The organism is Pseudonocardia sp. Ae150A_Ps1 (assembly GCF_001932315.1).
Lineage (GTDB): Bacteria > Actinomycetota > Actinomycetes > Mycobacteriales > Pseudonocardiaceae > Pseudonocardia.
The window spans coordinates 5,433,431-5,450,020 of sequence record NZ_MCIJ01000001.1; the positions used below are offsets into that span (position 1 = coordinate 5,433,431).

Genomic DNA, 16,590 nt, shown 5'->3' on the forward strand with positions numbered 1-16,590 from the left:
GGCCCGTCAGGTGCCGGAGCCCCAGCGCTCCCGCACCGACGAGAAGACCTTCTGGTCGTGGGAGAACTCGACGACGTTGCCGTCGGGATCGGTGAGGGCGCAGATGTAGCCGACCGGGCCGGGCATCTGGCGCGGCTCCCAGTGCAGGCAGCCGGCGTCCCGGGCGCGGTCGGCGGCCGCGTCGACGTCGGCCCGGTGCGGCACCTCGATGCCGATGTGCGCGAACGGGCGGAGCAGCCCCAGCTCCTCGCCGCGGTCCTGGTCGAACGAGACCAGGACGAGCACCATCGGCGTCTCCACCTGCTTCGCGTTGGACAGCCAGACGCTCTCGCCGGCGTCGTCGGAGAAGCGCTCGACGACGGTCAGCGGGGTCATCGTGGTGTAGAAGTCGATCGCCGCGTCGAGGTTCCCGGTCGGCAACGCGAGGTGCGTCCACCGGGCCTCGGTCAGCTGCTGGTCGTGCGGGACGTCGTCGCCCATCGCGCGTCTTCCCCCTCCTGCGGTGCGGGACCGGTCGTGGACACGGCCCCCAGCATGCACGGTCGCGGGATCAGGCCTCGCCGGCGCCGTCGAGGAGACGCTGGCGGGCGAGCCGCTCGACCAGCTCGGGCAACGCGGCGTGCGGGGCGGAGTCGAGGTCGCGCCGGGAGCCGCGGACGACGGCGTCGACGAGCCGTTCGGGGACGCGGCCGGCGAACTCGGCGGAGAGCCGGGCGACGGCGCCGGGGACGGAGGTGTCGGGGGGTGGGTCCAGGGTCACGTGCACGGTCGGTGTCGTTTCGTCGTGGGCGGGCCCGGGCGCGGTGGTCCGCGGCTCCGGGCGGTGGGTCGGTGGGTGCCGGGAGGCCCCGCGGGCACCGGACGTGCCGGTGGCCGGGTCGGCCGTGCCGGGCACGGGTGCCCGGTCGGAAGTTCCCGGACGCGGGGTCCTCGGTCGCGGACCGCCGCGTGTTTCACTCGGTGGACACCCGCACGATCACCGGGTCCGGTGCCCGGGATCTCCCGGGCCGCGGCCGGCGACCGTCGCCACCGTAGGACAGGGCGGGGCGTGGCGTCGAACGCATATTCTACACCCGCGACGGCCGCGGTCCGGCCGGGCCCACGACCGGCCGTGCGGTGCCGCGGGTCAGGACCCGTCGAGGAACTCCGCGACGACGGCGTCGAAGGCCGGCGGGTTCTCCAGGAACGGGAAGTGCGAGCTCGCGACGTCGCGTCCGAACACGTGCAGGCGCGCGTCCGGGACCCGGTCGGCGATATAGCGCTGCGAACCCGGGTCGACGTGGCTGCCGTCGCAACCGATCACCAGCGTCGGCACGTCGATCCGGGGCAGCACGTCGCGCCAGTCCTGCGCGCAGTGGTCCCACAGCAGCGGCACCCCGGCGTGCGGCGGCGTCGACGCGATCTCCTGCTCGACGAACGCCCAGACCTCCGGGTCGGTGTCACCACTGAACATGCCGCGCACGAAGTCGGTCGCGGCCTTGCGGCCCTCCGGCCCGTCCAGCGACGCGCAGAGCGAGACGAGCGCGGCGACGTCGAAGATCGCGCCGCTGTCGCGCTGGTCGCCTGCCGACATCCACGGCACCGCCGCGACGGCCGCCGGCTGGTCGACCACGACGAGCCTGCGGATCCGGCCCGTCCCGTACTGGTCGACGACGCTCCACCACACTGAGGCACCCATCGACCAGCCGAGGACGTCCGCCTGCCCGAGCCCGAGGTGGTCGAGGAACTCCTGGGCGTCGCGGGCCAGCCGGGCGATGCGGTACCCGTGGTGCGGCTTCTCGGAGACGCCGTGCCCGCGCTGGTCCAGCGTCAGCACCCGGCGGCCGCCCGCCAGCCCGATCAGCTGGTGGCGGAACATCGCCTGGGTCTGTCCCCAGCCGTGCAGCATGACCAGCGGCGGTGCCGCCGTACCGGACGCGGGACCGCTGTCGCGGTAGGTGAGCTCGACACCGTCGGAGGTGGTGAAGGTCGGCATGGCTGCTCCCGCGTCGTCGACAGGTGACCGACACTCTGCTCCGGGCCACGGCCCGCCACCAGGAACGGGACGTGGAACGTCGGCGGCGGCTCTCCACGCTCTGTAGGACGCCCCCGGCCCGCTCAGCCCGTGAGGTCGGCGACGAGCAGCCCGAGGTGCAGCAGCAGCCGGTCCCGGCCGTCGTCGAGGTCCAGCCCGGTGACGGCCCGGATCTGGTCCAGCCGGTAGTACAGCGAGGTCCGGTGCAGGTGCAGTGCCTGCGCGGTCCGCGGGATCGAGCCGCCGTGGTCGAGGTAGGCGCGCAGGGTCTCGACCAGCCGTGCGGCACGGGGGTCGGCGCGCAGTGCCACCAGCGGCGCGGGCACCAGGTCCGCGTCCAGCTCGGCGGGCGGGAGCTGCAGCAGCGGCGCGTACGGCCCGAGACCGTCCCACCGCGCGACCGGACCCAGCCCGGGCACCAGCCGGGCACCGCGGGCGGCGGCCGCGGCCCGGCCCGCCGACCGCCACAGCAGCTCCGGACTGGGCACGACGGGCCCGATCCCCGCGACCGCGACCCCGGTACGGCCGAGCAGGTGCTCGACCGACAGGACGATCCGCTCGGCGTCGGCGGCGAGGACGTCCACGTCGGGCCGGGAGGCGACGAGGACCGCGCGGCCGTCGTCCACGGCGGCGAGGGTCCGGTCCGGACGACGGCCCGGTGACCCGGCCGTCGCGCGCAACGCCACCTCGACCTCCGGCGCCGGGAGCGCGGCACCGACCTCGACGACGGCGGCCGCGCCCGGCCCGGTCGTCCCGCTCTCGCGCACCGCGGCCGCCCGGTCGAGCGGATCGGGGCCGACCAGGCGGAGCAGCAGCCGTTCACGCTCGCGGTCGCCGGCACCGGTGCGGTCACGGTGCAGCAGCGCCGCGGCCGTCCGCGCGACCTCGTCGATCCGGGCCCGCTCCGCCGCGGCCAGGGTGCGGCCGGCGTCGATCACCATGAGCAGGCCGAGCAGCACGCCGTCCTCGCGCAGCGGCACGCACCAGCGGTCGTGCATGCCGAGCTCCTCGCCGCCCCGTACGAACCCGGGCCCGCCCCAGCGCGCGACGCCCTGCCCGAGCACGTGCGCGCCGACCTCGGGACCGGCGTCGCGCTGCAGGACGGCGCGCACCCGGACTGCGTCCTCGTCACCGAAGTGCCTGCTGGTGCACAGCATCCGCACCATCGGGTCGTTCACCACGACCGACCGGCCGAGCTCGTCGGCGAGGTCGTCGACGAGCGTCTGCAGGTCCGCACCGGGCGTCACCGCGGCCTCCTCCCGGGCCCGTCCGACAGTGCGTGGAATCCCCGGCCCGGACACACGACATCACGCGGTGCCGCCGACCGGGTCACCGGACGCACCATGGCACCGGATCGGCGGCGGACGGCGCGGGGAGGCGGGGGACGTGATCGGTGTGGACGGCCGGGTGGTGCTGGTGTTCGGCGCCGGATCGGACGGCGACGGGACGAACAACGGCGGCGCCGCCGCCCTGACCTACGCCCGGGCGGGTGCCGCGGTCGCCGCGGTCGACCTCGACGGCGACGCGGCCGACCGCACCGCCCGTGCGATCTCCGACGAGGGCGGCCGGGCGGTCGCCCTCACCGCGGACGTGACCGACGAGGCGTCGGTCGAGCGGGCCGTCGCGGCGGCGGCCGCGGCGCTGGGCACCCCGGACGTGCTGCACAACAACGTCGGTGTCGCGGTCACCGGCGGCGTCACCGCGCTGAGCCGGGAGACCTGGGACCGGGCGCTCGCGCTGAACGTCACCGGCGCGTTCCTGACCTGCAAGCACACCCTGCCGGGGATGCTGGCCGCCGGGCGCGGCGCGATCGTCAACGTGTCGTCCCTGGCCGCCGTGCGCCACCTCGGCTACGACTACCCGGCCTACATGGCGGGCAAGGCCGCGCTGAACCAGCTGACCGTCGCGCTGGCGCTCACCCACGCCCGGGACGGCATCCGGGCCAACGCGGTCCTGCCCGGCTACATCGACACCCCGCTCGTCGGGCGCCAGCTGCACACCGCCGACCCGGAGCGCGCCCGCGCCGAGCGGGACGCGCTCAGCCCGACCGGCCGGATGGGGTCGCCGTGGGACGTCGCGAACGCGGCGCTCTTCCTCGCCTCCGACGCCGCCGCCTACGTCAACGGGGTCTGCCTGCCCGTCGACGGCGGCCTGTCCGCACGGTCCTGAGCCGGCACCGGCTCACTGCACCCCGGAGTCCGGTGGGTCGAGACGAACCTCCCGGTCCGGCTCCACCGCACCGACGCCGGTGACCGCGGACAGGCCGTCCCGGTGCTCGTCGTCGCAGGTCCCGACGACGACGCCGACCCCGCGCAGCACCTTCTCCACCTGCAGCCCGGCCGCCGAGCAGGCGGCGGCGACGTCGTCGATCGCGTGCCCGTCGGCGACCGACACCAGCACCCGGCCGGCCACGGGTCAGGCCCCCGGCGCCCGGACGAGCCCGGCGCCGACGTCGCCGGAGGGCAGCGGCAGCCGCTGCGCGGCCTGGGTCAGCTGCGTCCACAGCTCGCGGCCGCGGGCACCGGTGCGCTGCGACCAGAGCGCGGCGATCCCGGACACGTGCGGGGTCGCCATCGACGTGCCGGAGATCGTGTTCGTCCGCCGGGGCATCGGCCATGCCGAGTAGACGTCGACGCCCGGACCCGCGATGTCGACCTGGCCGCCCTCCACCGACGACGATGCCGCGGAGAAGTCCGCGATCGCCAGCGCGGCGTCGACCGCGCCGACGGCCATGATCGACGGGCTGTTCGCCGGTACGCCGACGAACCCGGCGTTGCCGGCGGAGCGCTCGGCGTTGTTCCCGGCCGCGGCGACGATCAGCACGCCCGCGTCGAGGGCGCGACGGCCCGCGTTCTCGTAGGCGGCCGAGACCTCGTCGAGGTCCGCGCCGAGCGACATCGACACGACGTGCGCCCCGGAGGTGATCGCCCACTCGATGCCCTCGAGGATGCCGGCGTCGGTGCCCGAGCCGTCGTCGCCGAGCACCTTGCCGACCAGGATCCGGGCCCCGTGGGCGACGCCGTAGCGCCGGCCCTCGGCGGGGCCCGCCGGTCCGCACGAGGTGCCGACGCAGTGCGTGCCGTGGCCCTGGGCGTCCTGCACCTGCTGCCCGTCGACGAACGAGCGGGACTCGATCTGCCGTCCGGCGACGTCGGGATGGCCGAGATCGAGTCCGGTGTCGAGGACGGCGACGGTGATCCCGGCGCCGGTCTCGGGGGACACGTCGACCCCGGTGGCCTGCAGCCCCCAGGTCAGCCGGTCGGTGTCGGCGAACCGCGCGGGTGCCGGTGCCGCGTCCGCGACGGCGGCCGCGGCCCGGTCGGCGCGGTGGGCGGCCGCGTCGGCGAAGCCCCGCAGGTAGTCCGCGGACAGGCCCGGCCCGGTCAGCGCCCGCTGCACCCGCTCGGGCTCGACGCCCAGGACCCGCCGGTCGGCACGGGCCGACCGGAGCCGGTCCGGGTCGAGCTCGGCGACCGCGACCCCCAGCCGGGAGAACAGCGTCGGGCGGACGCCGGACCGCGCGTCGCGGCTGCTGGTGACGTCGGCCAGGCCGGTCAGCTCCTGCACCGCGGCCTGGGCGGCGGTGTCGTCGTCCAGCAGGTCGTCGCTCAGCACCATCAGGTACCGCCCCGTGTGCGTGTCCGCCATGTCGCCTCCGATGATCGCCGCCGGTGATCACACATCGTGCCGCACCCGTGGCCGTGCGGCACCGCGGCGCGACCGGCCCACCCGGGTCCTCCGCCCCGGGCCCCGGGGGACGGACGCCTCCGGTGCCCGCGCGGCTCCGCGGACCAGTGTGGAGCCGTGGCCGGCGAGGGACGCCGGTGGACGGGGGTGTGGTGATGTCCGACCAGCAGGGTCGTCCGGTGGTCGTCGGGATCGACGGGTCGGCGTCCGCCCGGGACGCGGTCCGGTGGGCGGCGGCGGAGGCGGTGGCCCGGCGCGTCCGGCTCCGGCTGGTCGCCGTGTACACCCCGCTGCCGCCGGGGCACCGCCACGACATGGGGCTCGGACCCGCCTACCGCGCGCAGGTCGTCGGCACGCTGCAGGAGGCGCTGACCGGCGCGGCCGCGCTCGTGTCCGGGATCGACGTCGACCTGGAGTCCGAGATCCGCGCCGGGTACCCGGCGGACGTGCTCACCGAGGAGTCGCGCGGCGCGTCCCTGACCGTCGTCGGGAGCCGCGGCCTCGGCGGGTTCAGCGGCCTGCTCGTGGGCTCGGTCGCGGTGGCGGTGGCCGCGCACGGCGGTTCCCCGGTGCTGGTGGTGCGCGGCGAGCGGGCCCCGGACGCCGGGTTGCCGGTGGTGCTCGGCGTCGACGGTTCCCCGGCGGGGGAGGCCGCGGTCGGGCCCGCGTTCGAGCAGGCGTCCCGGCGGTCGGTGCCGCTGCGCGCTGTGCACGCCTGGTCCGACGTCGTCCTCGATCCGGCCGTCGCGGTGCTGATCGACGCGGCCGCGCTGGAGGCCGAGGAGCGGGAGGTCCTCGCCGAGCGTCTCGCGGGCTGGTCGGAGAAGTATCCCGACGTCGACGTGCAGCGGATCGTGGTCCGCGACCGCCCGGCGCACGCGCTGATCGCGGAGTCGGCCGGGGCCGGGCTGGTCGTGGTCGGGTCACGGGGCCGCGGTGGCCTCGCCGGCCTGCTGCTCGGGTCGGTCGGGCAGGCGCTCCTGCGGCACGCGGACTGCCCGGTGCTGGTCGCACGCCCCTGAGCGGCCCGGCCCCCCCGCTCACCGCAGTCCGAGGAGCCGCCGCAGTCGCGGCGCGGGCTGCCCGGACGGGGCGCCCTGCTCCGGCGCGCCCGCCTGCTCGGGGACCACCGGCGGCGCGGGCTCGGGATCCGCGGCGCCGTCCCGCGGGACCGGGATGGTCGGCCCCGTGGTGGAGACCCCGTCGAGGAGGTCCAGGCAGTGCGTGTCGCCGCAGGCGTCGCCCGCGACGACGCTCCCGTGCGCCGCGGCCAGCGCGGTGAGCGGGGCGTCGAGCGGGGTGCGGACGAGCACGGCGGCCCGGGTCAGGTCCCACAGCAGCGCGGTCCCGCCGGTGCCCGCGGTGACGGCACGGTGCCCGCCGGCGGCGGTCGCGGCGCAGAGCTGGACGGGGTCGGCGCGCACCGTGGTCACCCGGTCCGTGCCGACCGTCCAGACGTGCGCCCGGCCGTCGGCGTCCGCGGCGACGGCGTGGCAGCCCTCGTCGTCGATCGCGACCGCCGCGAGCATCGAGCCGGGCAGCGGCACGACGACCGGATCCCCCGCGGCAGGCCGCCACGCGGCGAGCGCGGTGTCCGCGCCGAGCAGCACGGTGCTCCCGCCGGGCGTGAGCGCGGCCCGCCGGACCGGCGCCCCGGTCGTCGCGCTGCGGTAGATCCGGCCGGTCCGCGCGTCGGCGACGGCGACCCGGTCGCCGTCGCCGACCACCACGAGCGTCCCGCGCCCGGCCAGCACCCGGCCCGGGACCTCGACCGACCCGGCCGCGAGCCCGGTGGCGGCGTACCGCTCGGTGACGGTGCCCCCGGACGCGGTGAAGATCCGCATCCCGGCGGTGTCGGACCACACCGGGCCGGGCCCGCCGTCGCAGCGCCAGCACTCGTCGCCGGTCCGCAGGTCGAGGGCGACCAGCTCACCGGTGCCGCGGGCCGCGGAGACGATCAGCCCGCCCGCGACGACGATCGCGCCGACGGCCTCCGGGAGGCCGGGGCGGTCCCCGGCCGGTGCCGCGGCGGCCGGGTCCCACAGCAGGATCCGGCCGTGGTCGTCGCCGGTCGCGACGAGCGTGCCGTCGGCGTTCGCGGCCGCGGCCCGCACCGCGGTGCCGTGCCCCGTCAGCGTGACCCGGCCCGGCTCGTCGCCGGTCCACCACAGCTCGACGGTGCCGTCCGCCCGGGTCGCCAGCGCCCGTCCCGGACCCGCGGGGCCGGCGGCGGTGGCCGGGGCGCCGGACCGGTCGAGGACCACCGCGTCGTGCGGTACGCCGGCGGTCATCACGAAACCGTGCACCGCACCGTCGGCGGTGACGGCGAGCAGCTCCTCCGGCCCGGTCACCGCCACCCCGGTGACGCCCGCGTCGGCCTGGAGCGTCGCGAGCTGCGCACCGGTGGTGGTGTCCCAGGCGCGGAGGGTGCCGTCGTCGCCGCCGGTCACGGCGCGCCCGGACGCCGTCGCGACGAGCGCCCGCACCGGGCCGTCGTGCCCGGACAGCACCACCGCGGTGCCGCGGACGACGTCCCAGACGAGGACGGTGCCGTCCAGCGCGGCGCCCAGCAGCCGGGTCGCACCGGAGGGGGCGTCGGCGAAGGCGAGCACGGTGACCGGGGTGGTGTGCCCGGTGAGGGCCGCCACCTCGGCGCCGCCCGCGGCCCGCACCCGGACGACGTCGTCGGACCCCGCGACCGCGACCAGCCCGCCGTCGGCGGTGGTCGCGACGGCGAGCACGGGCGCCGGACCGGCGGCCCGCTCCGGCCCGCACGGCCCCGTCACCGGGTGGGCGACGGGCGTCCCGGTCGCCGGGTCCCAGGTCACCGCGCCGCCGGAGGCGTCGACCGAGAGCAGCGCCCCGCCGGGGTCGACGGCCAGCCCGGTGAGGGCGTCGCCGTGCCCGTCGAGGACGCGCAGCAGCGCCGCGGACGGCGGCCGCGTCCGCCAGCGGGTGGCGAGCGCGGACAGCCCGCGGGACTCGATCCGGGCCCGCGCGGCCCCGGCCAGCGCGTCCTCGCCCGTGACGGCCGCCCGGGCCAGCAGCTGCTGGGGCAGCCCGGCGGCCTGCCCGGCGAGATCGGGGTCGCGCAGGTGGTGCGCCTCCAGGTCCAGCACGCGGCGCACCGCCGCCGCGCTGACGCCGGCCGGCGGGGTCAGGTCACCGGCCCCGTCGTGCAAGGCGCCGCCTGCGACGCGCTGCTCCAGTCCGTCCCAGAACATCTCGACGGGCATGCGGTGGTTCCTCCCCGGGGTCGGCGGCCGTCTGCATGTCGGGCCCCGCGCTCCATCGTTAACGCGCGAGGGGGTGTCACGGTCCGACCGGCGGTGACCGGTTCCGGCCGCTCGGTGACCGGCGGTGCCCCGGACGGGCGAACGCCGGATTCCCCGCGGTGACCGGCCGTCGGGGCGGTGAACGGCACGCACGGGATGCGGGGGACCCCGGATCCGGACCAGTACGCTGACCGCCCGACGAGCCGGGGGAGGCGTGGCGGCGGAGACGGCACCGGCGGCGCGGCGCGGCCGGCGGCCGATGAGCGACCGCCGTCGTGCCCTGCAGCGGCTCGAGATCTCCCGGGCGGCGATCCGGCTGTTCCGCGAGCACGGCGTCGCCGGGACCAGCGGGGAGCAGATCGCCGACGCCGTCGGCCTGTCGGCCCGCACGTTCTGGCGCTGGTTCCGGACCAAGGAGAGCTGCGTCGAGCCGGTGCTGAGCCTCTCGACCGACGCCTTCACCGCCTGCCTGGCCCGCTGGCCCGCCGGCCGGTCGCTGGAGGAGCACCTCCTCACCGACTTCCCGGAGCACGACGACGGCGGCCCGGACGACGGCGAGCTCGTGCTGGCCGTCGTCCGGATGTCCCGCGACGAGCTCGCGCTGCGTGCGATCTGGCTCGTCGTGCAGGAGCGGGCCGAGCCGGTGCTGGCCGGGATCCTCGCCGAGCGGCTCGGCCGCGACGTCGGTGACATCGAGGTCCGGGTGCAGGCCGCCGCGCTGAACGCGGCGCTGCGGATCGCGACCGAGGACATCGCGGCCGTCACGGCGGACGGCCACGAGCCCCCGGTCGACGACCTGACCGCCCGGCTCTCGACGGCGGTCCGGGCCGCCACCCACGGCGTCGCGGCGAGCCCACCGGCCTGACCGGCCGGCGGATCGGGTCAGCTCCCGAGCCGCACCAGGTTCCCCGCGCCGGTGCACGCCACGACGATCCCGTCCCCGTCGGCGGTGACCCCCGCGAACGGTGCCGGGCGGCGGGCGGCGCCGCTGCGGCAGTCGTCGGGCACGTGCGGCGGGCGGACGTCGAACGCGAGTCCCGACGCCGCGACGCCGGTGGCCCGCCGGACCGGGTCGATCCGCAGCAGCCGCCCGGTCCCGGCCTCGGCGCACCACAGCGCGCCGCCGGACGCGGCGAGCCCCTCCGGACGGTGCAGGCCGGCGCCGAGCACAGTGGACCCGCCGTCGTCGTCGAGCCGGAGCACCCGGCCGCCACCGGTCGTGGTCACGTACCCGCGCCCGTCCTCACCGGTGGCGACGCCGACCGGCCGGTCGAGCCCGTCGGCGCGGACGGTGACGGTGCCGTCGTCGGCGACGTGCAGCACCCGCCCGGCGGCGGTCTCGGCGACGAGCACCCCGTCCCCGGCCTCGGCGACGCCGGTGGGGGAGCCGAGCCCGTCGGCCAGGGGCTTCCACGCGCCGGGTGCGCCCCGCCACACGCCGCCGGCGTCGGTGGTGAGCACGGTGTCCCCGCCGCGCCGGGCGATCCCGCGGACGCCGCCGCGGACCTCGGTCACGACGTCGCCGAGCGCGCCGGCCCGGCCGTCCGCGACGAGTGCGAGTCCGAAGTGGTCCGCGGCCAGGATCCCGTCCGGGGTCGCGGCGATCCCGAACGGGCCGTTCAGCCCCTCCGGCACGATCACGCGCACCGTCCCGGCGGGGTCGACGGCGTGGACGCCGCCGTGGAACGCCCCGGACACGTAGGCCGTGCCGTCCGGGGCGAACGCGACGTTGTCGGCCCCGCCGACCCCGGTGTGCAGCTCGCGGAGAGGCCCGTCGCCGTCGTGGGTCCACAGCGTCCCGCGCTCGCCGTTGGACAGGATCCGCAGCCGCCCGGCCGGGTCGAACCGGACGGCGACCGGGCGGTCCAGCCCGGCGAGGACCCGTTCCGGGGTGCCGCCGTCCGGGTCGACCCGCCACACCTCGCCGGAGAGCAGGTGCGGGTAGTAGAGGAACCCGTCCGGGCCCACCTGCATCGCGTTGCCCAGCGCGAGGTCGTCCGCCAGCACCCGGGGCGGGCCGCCGGCGAGGTCGATCTCCAGGAGCCTGCCCTCCGGCACCAGCTCGTTGACGAACAGCCGGCCGCGGTGCCAGGCGATCCCGTCCGGCGCGACGATCCCGTCGGCCACCACGGTCGTCGCACCGTCCGGGTCGCGCCGCCACACCAGCCCGGCCGGGAGGTCGACGACGAACAGCTCGCCGCCGTCGCCGAACACCAGGTCGTCCGGGGCGGTCAGCGGGCCGTCCGGCCCGAGCACCGTCTCGATCTCCCCGGTGCCGAGGTCGAGCGCCCCGACCGTGCCGCCGAGGAACTGGGCGATCCACAACCGGCCGTCCGGGCCGAACGCGATCCCGTTGGAGGCCCAGAGCGGGTTCGGCGGGCACAGTGGCTCGGCCCGCAGGCCGGGTGCCGTCCACAGCGGACCGGAGAGTGGCCCCGCGACGGGGCGGGCGCTCACCGCGGCCCCTCGAACACGTCGTCCATCCCGCTGTCGCGCCAGGCGTGCAGGATCTCGTGGAACTCCACCGGTCCACCGCCGAACTGCTCGTTCCGCTTCCGCGGGCGCCCCTCGAAGTTGTAGTAGCCGGGCGTGCACTCGGCGAGGAAGCCCTGCTGGTCGACCGCGCGGTCGCGGATCGTCGCCACCCAGGCGTCCTCGGCCCCGGCGGTGGGCTCGACGGCGGTCGCACCACGCCGGCCCGCCTCGGCGACGACGGCCGCGATGTGCGTCGCCTGCTCCTCCAGCACGTGCGTGAAGTTGACCGACGCCGAGTTCTGCAGGGCACCGACGTGGAACAGGTTCGGGAACCCGCGGCTGACCCAGCCGTGCAGGGTGGACAGGCCGTCGGCCCACTTCTCGCCCAGCGCGAGACCGTCCCGGCCGCGGACGTCCGCACCCGCGCGGGTGGCCGGGTCGGCGCCCAGCTCGAACCCGGTGGCGAACACGATCGCGTCCACCGGGTACTCGGTGCCGTCGACGACGAGCCCGGCCGGGGTGATCTTCTCGACGCCCTGGCCGCCGGTGTCGAGCAGCGTCACGTCGTCGCGGTTGAACGCCTGCAGGTAGCGGTCGCTGAACGTGGGCCGCTTGCACATTTGCCGGTACCAGGGCTTCAGCGCGTCCGCGGTGGCCGGGTCGTCGACGACCGTGTCCACCCGGGCCCGAATCTCGTCCATCTTCTCGGCGTCGGCGATCTCGAGGGCGTCGGCGAGGGACTCGGTGCCGTGGGTGCGGGCGTAGCGGGCGACGCCGCGGATCGGCGCGGTGTCGGTCCACCGGTCGGCGACGCCGTCGTCCCCGGCGCCGCCGTGCCGTGGCGGCAGCATGTTCATCAGGTGCAGGAAGTCCTCGCGGCGGCGCCGCTGCCAGCCGGGTTCGAGCGACGACCACCACTGCGCGTCGTAGGGGGCGTCGTCTCGGACGTCCACACAGGACGGCGTCCGCTGCACGACGTAGAGGTGCGCGGCGCCCTCGGCGAGGTGCGGCACGCACTGGATCGCGGTGGCGCCGGTGCCGATCACGGCGATCCGCTTCCCGCCGATCCGGTCCAGGCCGCTGGTCGCGTCGCCGCCGGTGTAGGCGAAGTCCCACCGGCTGGTGTGGAACGTGTGCCCGGCGAAGTCCTCGATGCCCGGGATCCCGGGCAGCTTCGGCCGGTTGAACGGGCCCGACGAGATCACCACGAAGCGCGCGGTGACGGCGTCTCCGCGGTCCGTCCTGACGTCCCAGTGTCCGGCGTCGTCCCAGGTCAGCGACGTGACCTCGGTGCCGAACAGGGCGTCGGTGTAGAGGTCGAAGCGTTCGCCGATCGCCCGGGCGTGGCCGCGGATCTCCTCGCCCGGCGGGTACTTCCGGCTGGGCATCCCGCCGATCTCCTCCAGCAGCGGCAGGTAGATCGACGACTCGATGTCGCAGGCGATGCCGGGATAGCGGTTCCAGTACCAGGTGCCGCCCAGGTCGCCCGCGACGTCGACGATCCGGATCCGCTCCAGACCGGCCTCGCGCAGCCGGGCGGCGGCGACCAGCCCGCCGAACCCGCCACCGACGACGAGCGCGTCGACGTGGTCGTGCACCGGTTCCCGGTCCCCGGGCGGGGACCACGGGTCGTCGGCGTAGAAGCCGAAGTCGCCGGTGGCGGTGCGGTACTGGGCGGTGCCGTCGGTGCGGATCCGGCGGTCGCGTTCGGTGCGGTAGCGCTCGCGGAGCCGGTCCATGTCGGCGGCGGTCGGGTCGCCCGCGTCGGGGCGGAGGGTGGCATCGGTCGTCACCGCGGGGTTCCTCCGGGGGGTCGGGGGTCGGGTGTGGTCACCAGGTCACCGGCAGCCGGGCCGGGCCGCGCACGGCCGAGGTGGCGCGCCACTCGACGTCGTCGGCCAGGTCGAGCCCGGGCAGCCGGGTGGTGAGCGCGCGCAGGATCGTCTGCAGTTCCATGCGGGCCAGCGACGCGCCGAGGCAGTGGTGCGGGCCGTAGCCGAACGCGACGTGGGCGCCGGGGGAGCGGTCCAGGTGCAGTGCGTCCGGGTCGTCGAAGACCTCGGGATCGCGGTTCGCCGCGTTGGTGGAGACGAGCACGGCCTCCCCGGCGCGGACGGTGCCGCCGGTGAGCTCGACGTCGGCGGTGGCGATCCGCGGCAGCCCGGCCTGCCTGCCGAGCGGGATGAACCGCAGCATCTCCTCGACCGCGGCCGGGATCCCGTCGGGCTCGGCGACCAGCGCGTCCCAGCGGGAGCGCTCGTGCAGGAGCGTCCGGACCATGTTGCCGGTCATGTTCATCGTGGTCTCGTGGCCGGCGAGCAGGATCGCCGAGCCGAGCGAGACCATCTCGCCCTCCGAGAGCCGGTCGCCGTCGTCGTCGCGGGCCGAGACCAGGCCGCCGAGCACGTCGTCGCCGGGCCCGTCCGGCCGGTCCCGGCGCTCGGCGACGAGCGAGGCGATGTAGGTGTGCAGGTCGGTCATGGCCTGCCGCCGCTCCTCGACCGGGACGGCCGACGTCGACAGCGCCGCGTCGGCGGCGGCCCGGAAGGTGTCGCGCCCGTCGAGCGGCACGCCGAGCAGCTCGCAGATCACGATCACCGGGAACGGCATCGACACCGCCGACACCAGGTCGGCGGGGCTGCCGCCCGCGACGAGCCCGTCGACGAGGTCGTCGGCGATCCCGGCGACGTGCGGGCGCATCCGCTCGACGCGGCGGGCGGTGAAGGCGGCCGCGACCAGGCGCCGCAGCCTGCCGTGCTCCGGCGGGTCGATGTTGATGATCGACTCGGGCTGGCCGGGCCGCTCCGGGAGGGCCCGCGGCACGTCGGCGCCGACGACGGCGGCCCGGCTGAAGCGCGGGTCGGACATGACGGTGCGGACGTCGTCGTAGCGGGTGGCGAGCCGGCCCTCCTCCGTCTCGTCGACGCCCGGTCGGGTCGTCGTTAGTGTCAGTCAGTGACAACAAGGCACTGCGTGACAGGGGGTTGGGCGTCGTGACGCTGTCCGCTCCCGCACCCGTCCGCGGTCGTGCGCCGATGACCGACCGGCGCCGGGCGCGGCTGCGGCTGGAGATCTCGCGGGCCGCCGTCGCGCTGTTCCGTGAGCACGGCGTCGCCGGGACCAGCGGGGAACGGATCGCCGAGGAGGTCGGCCTCTCCGCCCGCACGCTGTGGCGCTACTTCCGCTCGAAGGAGAGCTGCGTCGAGCCGGTGCTGGCGCGGGGCATCGACGCGATCGTCGAGGCCCTGCGCAGCTGGCCCGCCGACCGGACGCTCGACGAGCACCTGATCGCCGAGTACCACCCGCCGGCCGACGCCGAGGCTGCCGCCGACGCCGAGGCCGGGCTCACGGTGATCGCGCTGTCGGCGACCGAGCCGGGACTGCGCGCCGTCTGGCTGGCCGTCCACGAGCGGTCCGAGCCGGTGCTGGCCGAGGTCCTCGCCGGACGGCTGGGCCGCCCGGCCGACGATCTCGCGGTCCGGGTGCACGCCGCGGCGATGGCCGCCGCCCTCCGGATCAACGGCGAAGAGCCCGCCGCCGAGCTCGTCTGCGACACCCGGCCGTCGGATCCGGTCGAGCGGCTCGCCGCCGCGCTGCGTGCCGCCGCCCACGGGGTCGACGCGGACCCCGCCCCACCCTCGTCCACCCACCACCGGGCAGGAGACCCCGAGTGACCACCACCCCGCCCCGTACCGACTCGGTACCGGCGCACCGGACCGGCCTGCTGATCAGTGTCCTGGTCGGCGCCGCGTTCGTGATGATCCTCAACGAGACCATCCTCAGCGTCGCGCTCCGCGGCCTGAGCGTCGACCTCGCCGTGCCGACGACGACCGTGCAGTGGCTGACCAGCGGCTTCCTGCTGACGATGGCCGTCGTCATCCCCACCACCGGCTACCTGCTGGACCGCTTCACCCCGCGTCAGGTGTTCCTCGCGTCGCTGGGCACCTTCACCGCCGGCACCGCGGTGTCCGGGTTCGCGCCCGGGTTCGAGGTGCTGCTCGCCGGCCGGATCGTGCAGGCCGTCGGCACCGCGATGATGATCCCGCTGCTGATGACGACGATCCTGCGGCTGGTCCCGCAGGAGCGCCGCGGCGCGACGATGGGCACCATCACGATCGTCATCGCGGTCGCCCCGGCGATCGGCCCGACGATCGGCGGCGCCGTGCTCGCCGGCCTCGGCTGGCGCTGGATGTTCTGGCTGGTCCTGCCCCTGGCCGTGGCCGCGCTGGCGGTCGGTGCCCGCTTCCTGCGGCTCGACGGCGGCGGCCGCCCGGTCCCGCTGGACGTGCTGTCGGTGATCCTGTCCGCCGTCGGGTTCGGCGGCCTCGTCTACGGGCTGTCCGCGATCGGCAAGGGCAGCGGCGGCGGCATCCCGCCGTGGGTGCCGGTCGTCGCCGGCCTCGTCGCGCTCGCGCTCTTCGTCGCCCGCCAGCTGCGGCTGCAGCGGGAGAGCCGCGCGCTGCTCGACCTGCGCCCGTTTCAGAAGCGGCCGTTCGTCGTCGCGCTGGTGCTGACCGCGCTGGTGCTGCTGTCGCTGATCGGCGTCGCCGCGGTGCTGCTCCCGCTGTACCTGCAGACCGTCATGGGGGTGAGCACGGTGGTCTCCGGACTCGCGGTGCTCCCGGGCGGGCTGCTGCTCGGCCTGCTCGGCCGTCCGGTGGGTGCGCTGTTCGACCGGGTCGGCGCGCGACCGCTGGTGATCCCCGGTGCCGTGCTGATGGCGGCCGGGCTGGGCCTGTTCTCCACCATGGGCCCGGCCACCCCGCTCTGGGTGGTGATCGCCTACCACCTGGTCCTGATGGGCGGGCTGTCGCTGATGATGACGCCGCTGATGACGGAGGCGCTGGGCTCGCTGCCGGACTCGCTGTACTCGCACGGCAGCGCGATCCTCTCCACGCTGCAGCAGGTCGCGGGCGCGATGGGCACCGCCCTGTTCGTGACCGTCGCCGCGACCGGCTCGGCGCCCGGCGGACCGTCGCCGGACGCGGCCGGCCTGCACGCGGCGTTCGCCGTCGCCGGTGGGGTCGGTGTGGTCGCGGTGCTGCTGTCGCTGCTGGTGCGGGGCCGCACCGGGGCCGTCCGGCCCGAGGTCACGATGCACTGAGCAGGGAGTGGCCCGGGAACCCGACGGGCTCCCGG

The 16,590-nt window shown here is 76.5% G+C and carries 15 protein-coding genes; 5 read left to right on the forward strand and 10 right to left on the reverse strand.

What is annotated here, in order from left to right; genetic code table 11:
* Nucleotides 1-6 precede the first annotated feature (6 nt).
* From Ae150APs1_RS25565 to Ae150APs1_RS25580, 4 genes are all read right to left on the reverse strand, one after another.
* Nucleotides 7-480 (reverse strand): VOC family protein, encoded by a 474-nt coding sequence (locus Ae150APs1_RS25565; RefSeq protein ID WP_010232455.1) that lies wholly within the window; start codon nucleotides 478-480, stop codon nucleotides 7-9.
* Nucleotides 481-550: 70 nt separating this feature from the next.
* Nucleotides 551-766 carry a hypothetical protein gene (locus tag Ae150APs1_RS31505; RefSeq protein WP_139317065.1) on the reverse strand — a complete coding sequence of 72 codons (216 nt, stop codon included), beginning with the start codon at nucleotides 764-766 and terminating at the stop codon, nucleotides 551-553.
* Nucleotides 767-1,126: 360 nt separating this feature from the next.
* Nucleotides 1,127-1,975, reverse strand: a complete 849-nt coding sequence (locus Ae150APs1_RS25575) for an alpha/beta hydrolase (RefSeq protein ID WP_075300792.1) — start codon at nucleotides 1,973-1,975, stop codon at nucleotides 1,127-1,129.
* Nucleotides 1,976-2,097: 122 nt separating this feature from the next.
* Nucleotides 2,098-3,261, reverse strand: coding sequence for a helix-turn-helix domain-containing protein (locus Ae150APs1_RS25580; protein ID WP_075300794.1), 1,164 nt, complete (start codon nucleotides 3,259-3,261; stop codon nucleotides 2,098-2,100).
* Nucleotides 3,262-3,400: 139 nt separating this feature from the next.
* Here Ae150APs1_RS25580 and Ae150APs1_RS25585 point away from each other — a divergent pair, with 139 nt between their 5' ends.
* Complete coding sequence (locus Ae150APs1_RS25585; RefSeq protein ID WP_033200189.1) at nucleotides 3,401-4,183, forward strand: SDR family NAD(P)-dependent oxidoreductase; 783 nt, start codon at nucleotides 3,401-3,403, stop codon at nucleotides 4,181-4,183.
* A 12-nt stretch (nucleotides 4,184-4,195) separates the two neighbouring features.
* On the opposite strand, the gene Ae150APs1_RS25590 is transcribed toward Ae150APs1_RS25585, so the two are convergent.
* Both Ae150APs1_RS25590 and Ae150APs1_RS25595 read right to left on the reverse strand, forming a co-directional pair.
* Complete coding sequence (locus Ae150APs1_RS25590; RefSeq protein WP_010236475.1) at nucleotides 4,196-4,426, reverse strand: hypothetical protein; 231 nt, start codon at nucleotides 4,424-4,426, stop codon at nucleotides 4,196-4,198.
* Between the two features lie 3 nt (nucleotides 4,427-4,429).
* Entirely contained in the window at nucleotides 4,430-5,662 is a 1,233-nt protein-coding gene (locus Ae150APs1_RS25595) for a S8 family serine peptidase (protein WP_075300796.1), read from the reverse strand.
* Nucleotides 5,663-5,856: 194 nt separating this feature from the next.
* Here Ae150APs1_RS25595 and Ae150APs1_RS25600 point away from each other — a divergent pair, with 194 nt between their 5' ends.
* Nucleotides 5,857-6,723 (forward strand): universal stress protein, encoded by an 867-nt coding sequence (locus tag Ae150APs1_RS25600; RefSeq protein WP_075302601.1) that lies wholly within the window; start codon nucleotides 5,857-5,859, stop codon nucleotides 6,721-6,723.
* An 18-nt stretch (nucleotides 6,724-6,741) separates the two neighbouring features.
* Here the strand turns inward: Ae150APs1_RS25600 and Ae150APs1_RS25605 are convergent, their stop codons facing one another.
* Nucleotides 6,742-8,937, reverse strand: a complete 2,196-nt coding sequence (locus tag Ae150APs1_RS25605; RefSeq protein WP_075300798.1) for a PQQ-binding-like beta-propeller repeat protein — start codon at nucleotides 8,935-8,937, stop codon at nucleotides 6,742-6,744.
* A 253-nt stretch (nucleotides 8,938-9,190) separates the two neighbouring features.
* Between Ae150APs1_RS25605 and Ae150APs1_RS25610 the strand changes: the two genes are divergently transcribed.
* Complete coding sequence (locus Ae150APs1_RS25610) at nucleotides 9,191-9,841, forward strand: TetR/AcrR family transcriptional regulator (protein ID WP_227012652.1); 651 nt, start codon at nucleotides 9,191-9,193, stop codon at nucleotides 9,839-9,841.
* 17 nt (nucleotides 9,842-9,858) lie between these two features.
* Here Ae150APs1_RS25610 and Ae150APs1_RS25615 read toward each other — a convergent pair whose 3' ends face one another.
* The 3 genes from Ae150APs1_RS25615 to Ae150APs1_RS25625 are packed head-to-tail and all read right to left on the reverse strand — an operon-like array spanning nucleotide 9,859 to nucleotide 14,319.
* Complete coding sequence (locus Ae150APs1_RS25615; protein ID WP_083680364.1) at nucleotides 9,859-11,433, reverse strand: hypothetical protein; 1,575 nt, start codon at nucleotides 11,431-11,433, stop codon at nucleotides 9,859-9,861.
* Nucleotides 11,430-13,244: an NAD(P)/FAD-dependent oxidoreductase gene (locus Ae150APs1_RS25620; RefSeq protein ID WP_075300799.1), complete on the reverse strand. Its 1,815-nt coding sequence runs from the start codon at nucleotides 13,242-13,244 to the stop codon at nucleotides 11,430-11,432. Before Ae150APs1_RS25620 ends, Ae150APs1_RS25615 begins: the two co-directional genes overlap by 4 nt.
* A 37-nt stretch (nucleotides 13,245-13,281) precedes the next feature.
* Nucleotides 13,282-14,319 (reverse strand): cytochrome P450, encoded by a 1,038-nt coding sequence (locus Ae150APs1_RS25625; RefSeq protein ID WP_083680365.1) that lies wholly within the window; start codon nucleotides 14,317-14,319, stop codon nucleotides 13,282-13,284.
* Between the two features lie 167 nt (nucleotides 14,320-14,486).
* Here Ae150APs1_RS25625 and Ae150APs1_RS25630 point away from each other — a divergent pair, with 167 nt between their 5' ends.
* Together Ae150APs1_RS25630 and Ae150APs1_RS25635 are read left to right on the forward strand one after the other, a co-directional pair.
* Nucleotides 14,487-15,125, forward strand: a complete 639-nt coding sequence (locus Ae150APs1_RS25630; RefSeq protein ID WP_075300800.1) for a TetR/AcrR family transcriptional regulator — start codon at nucleotides 14,487-14,489, stop codon at nucleotides 15,123-15,125.
* Nucleotides 15,122-16,555, forward strand: coding sequence for a DHA2 family efflux MFS transporter permease subunit (locus Ae150APs1_RS25635; protein ID WP_075300801.1), 1,434 nt, complete (start codon nucleotides 15,122-15,124; stop codon nucleotides 16,553-16,555). Before Ae150APs1_RS25630 ends, Ae150APs1_RS25635 begins: the two co-directional genes overlap by 4 nt.
* The last annotated feature ends 35 nt before the right edge of the window (nucleotides 16,556-16,590 follow it).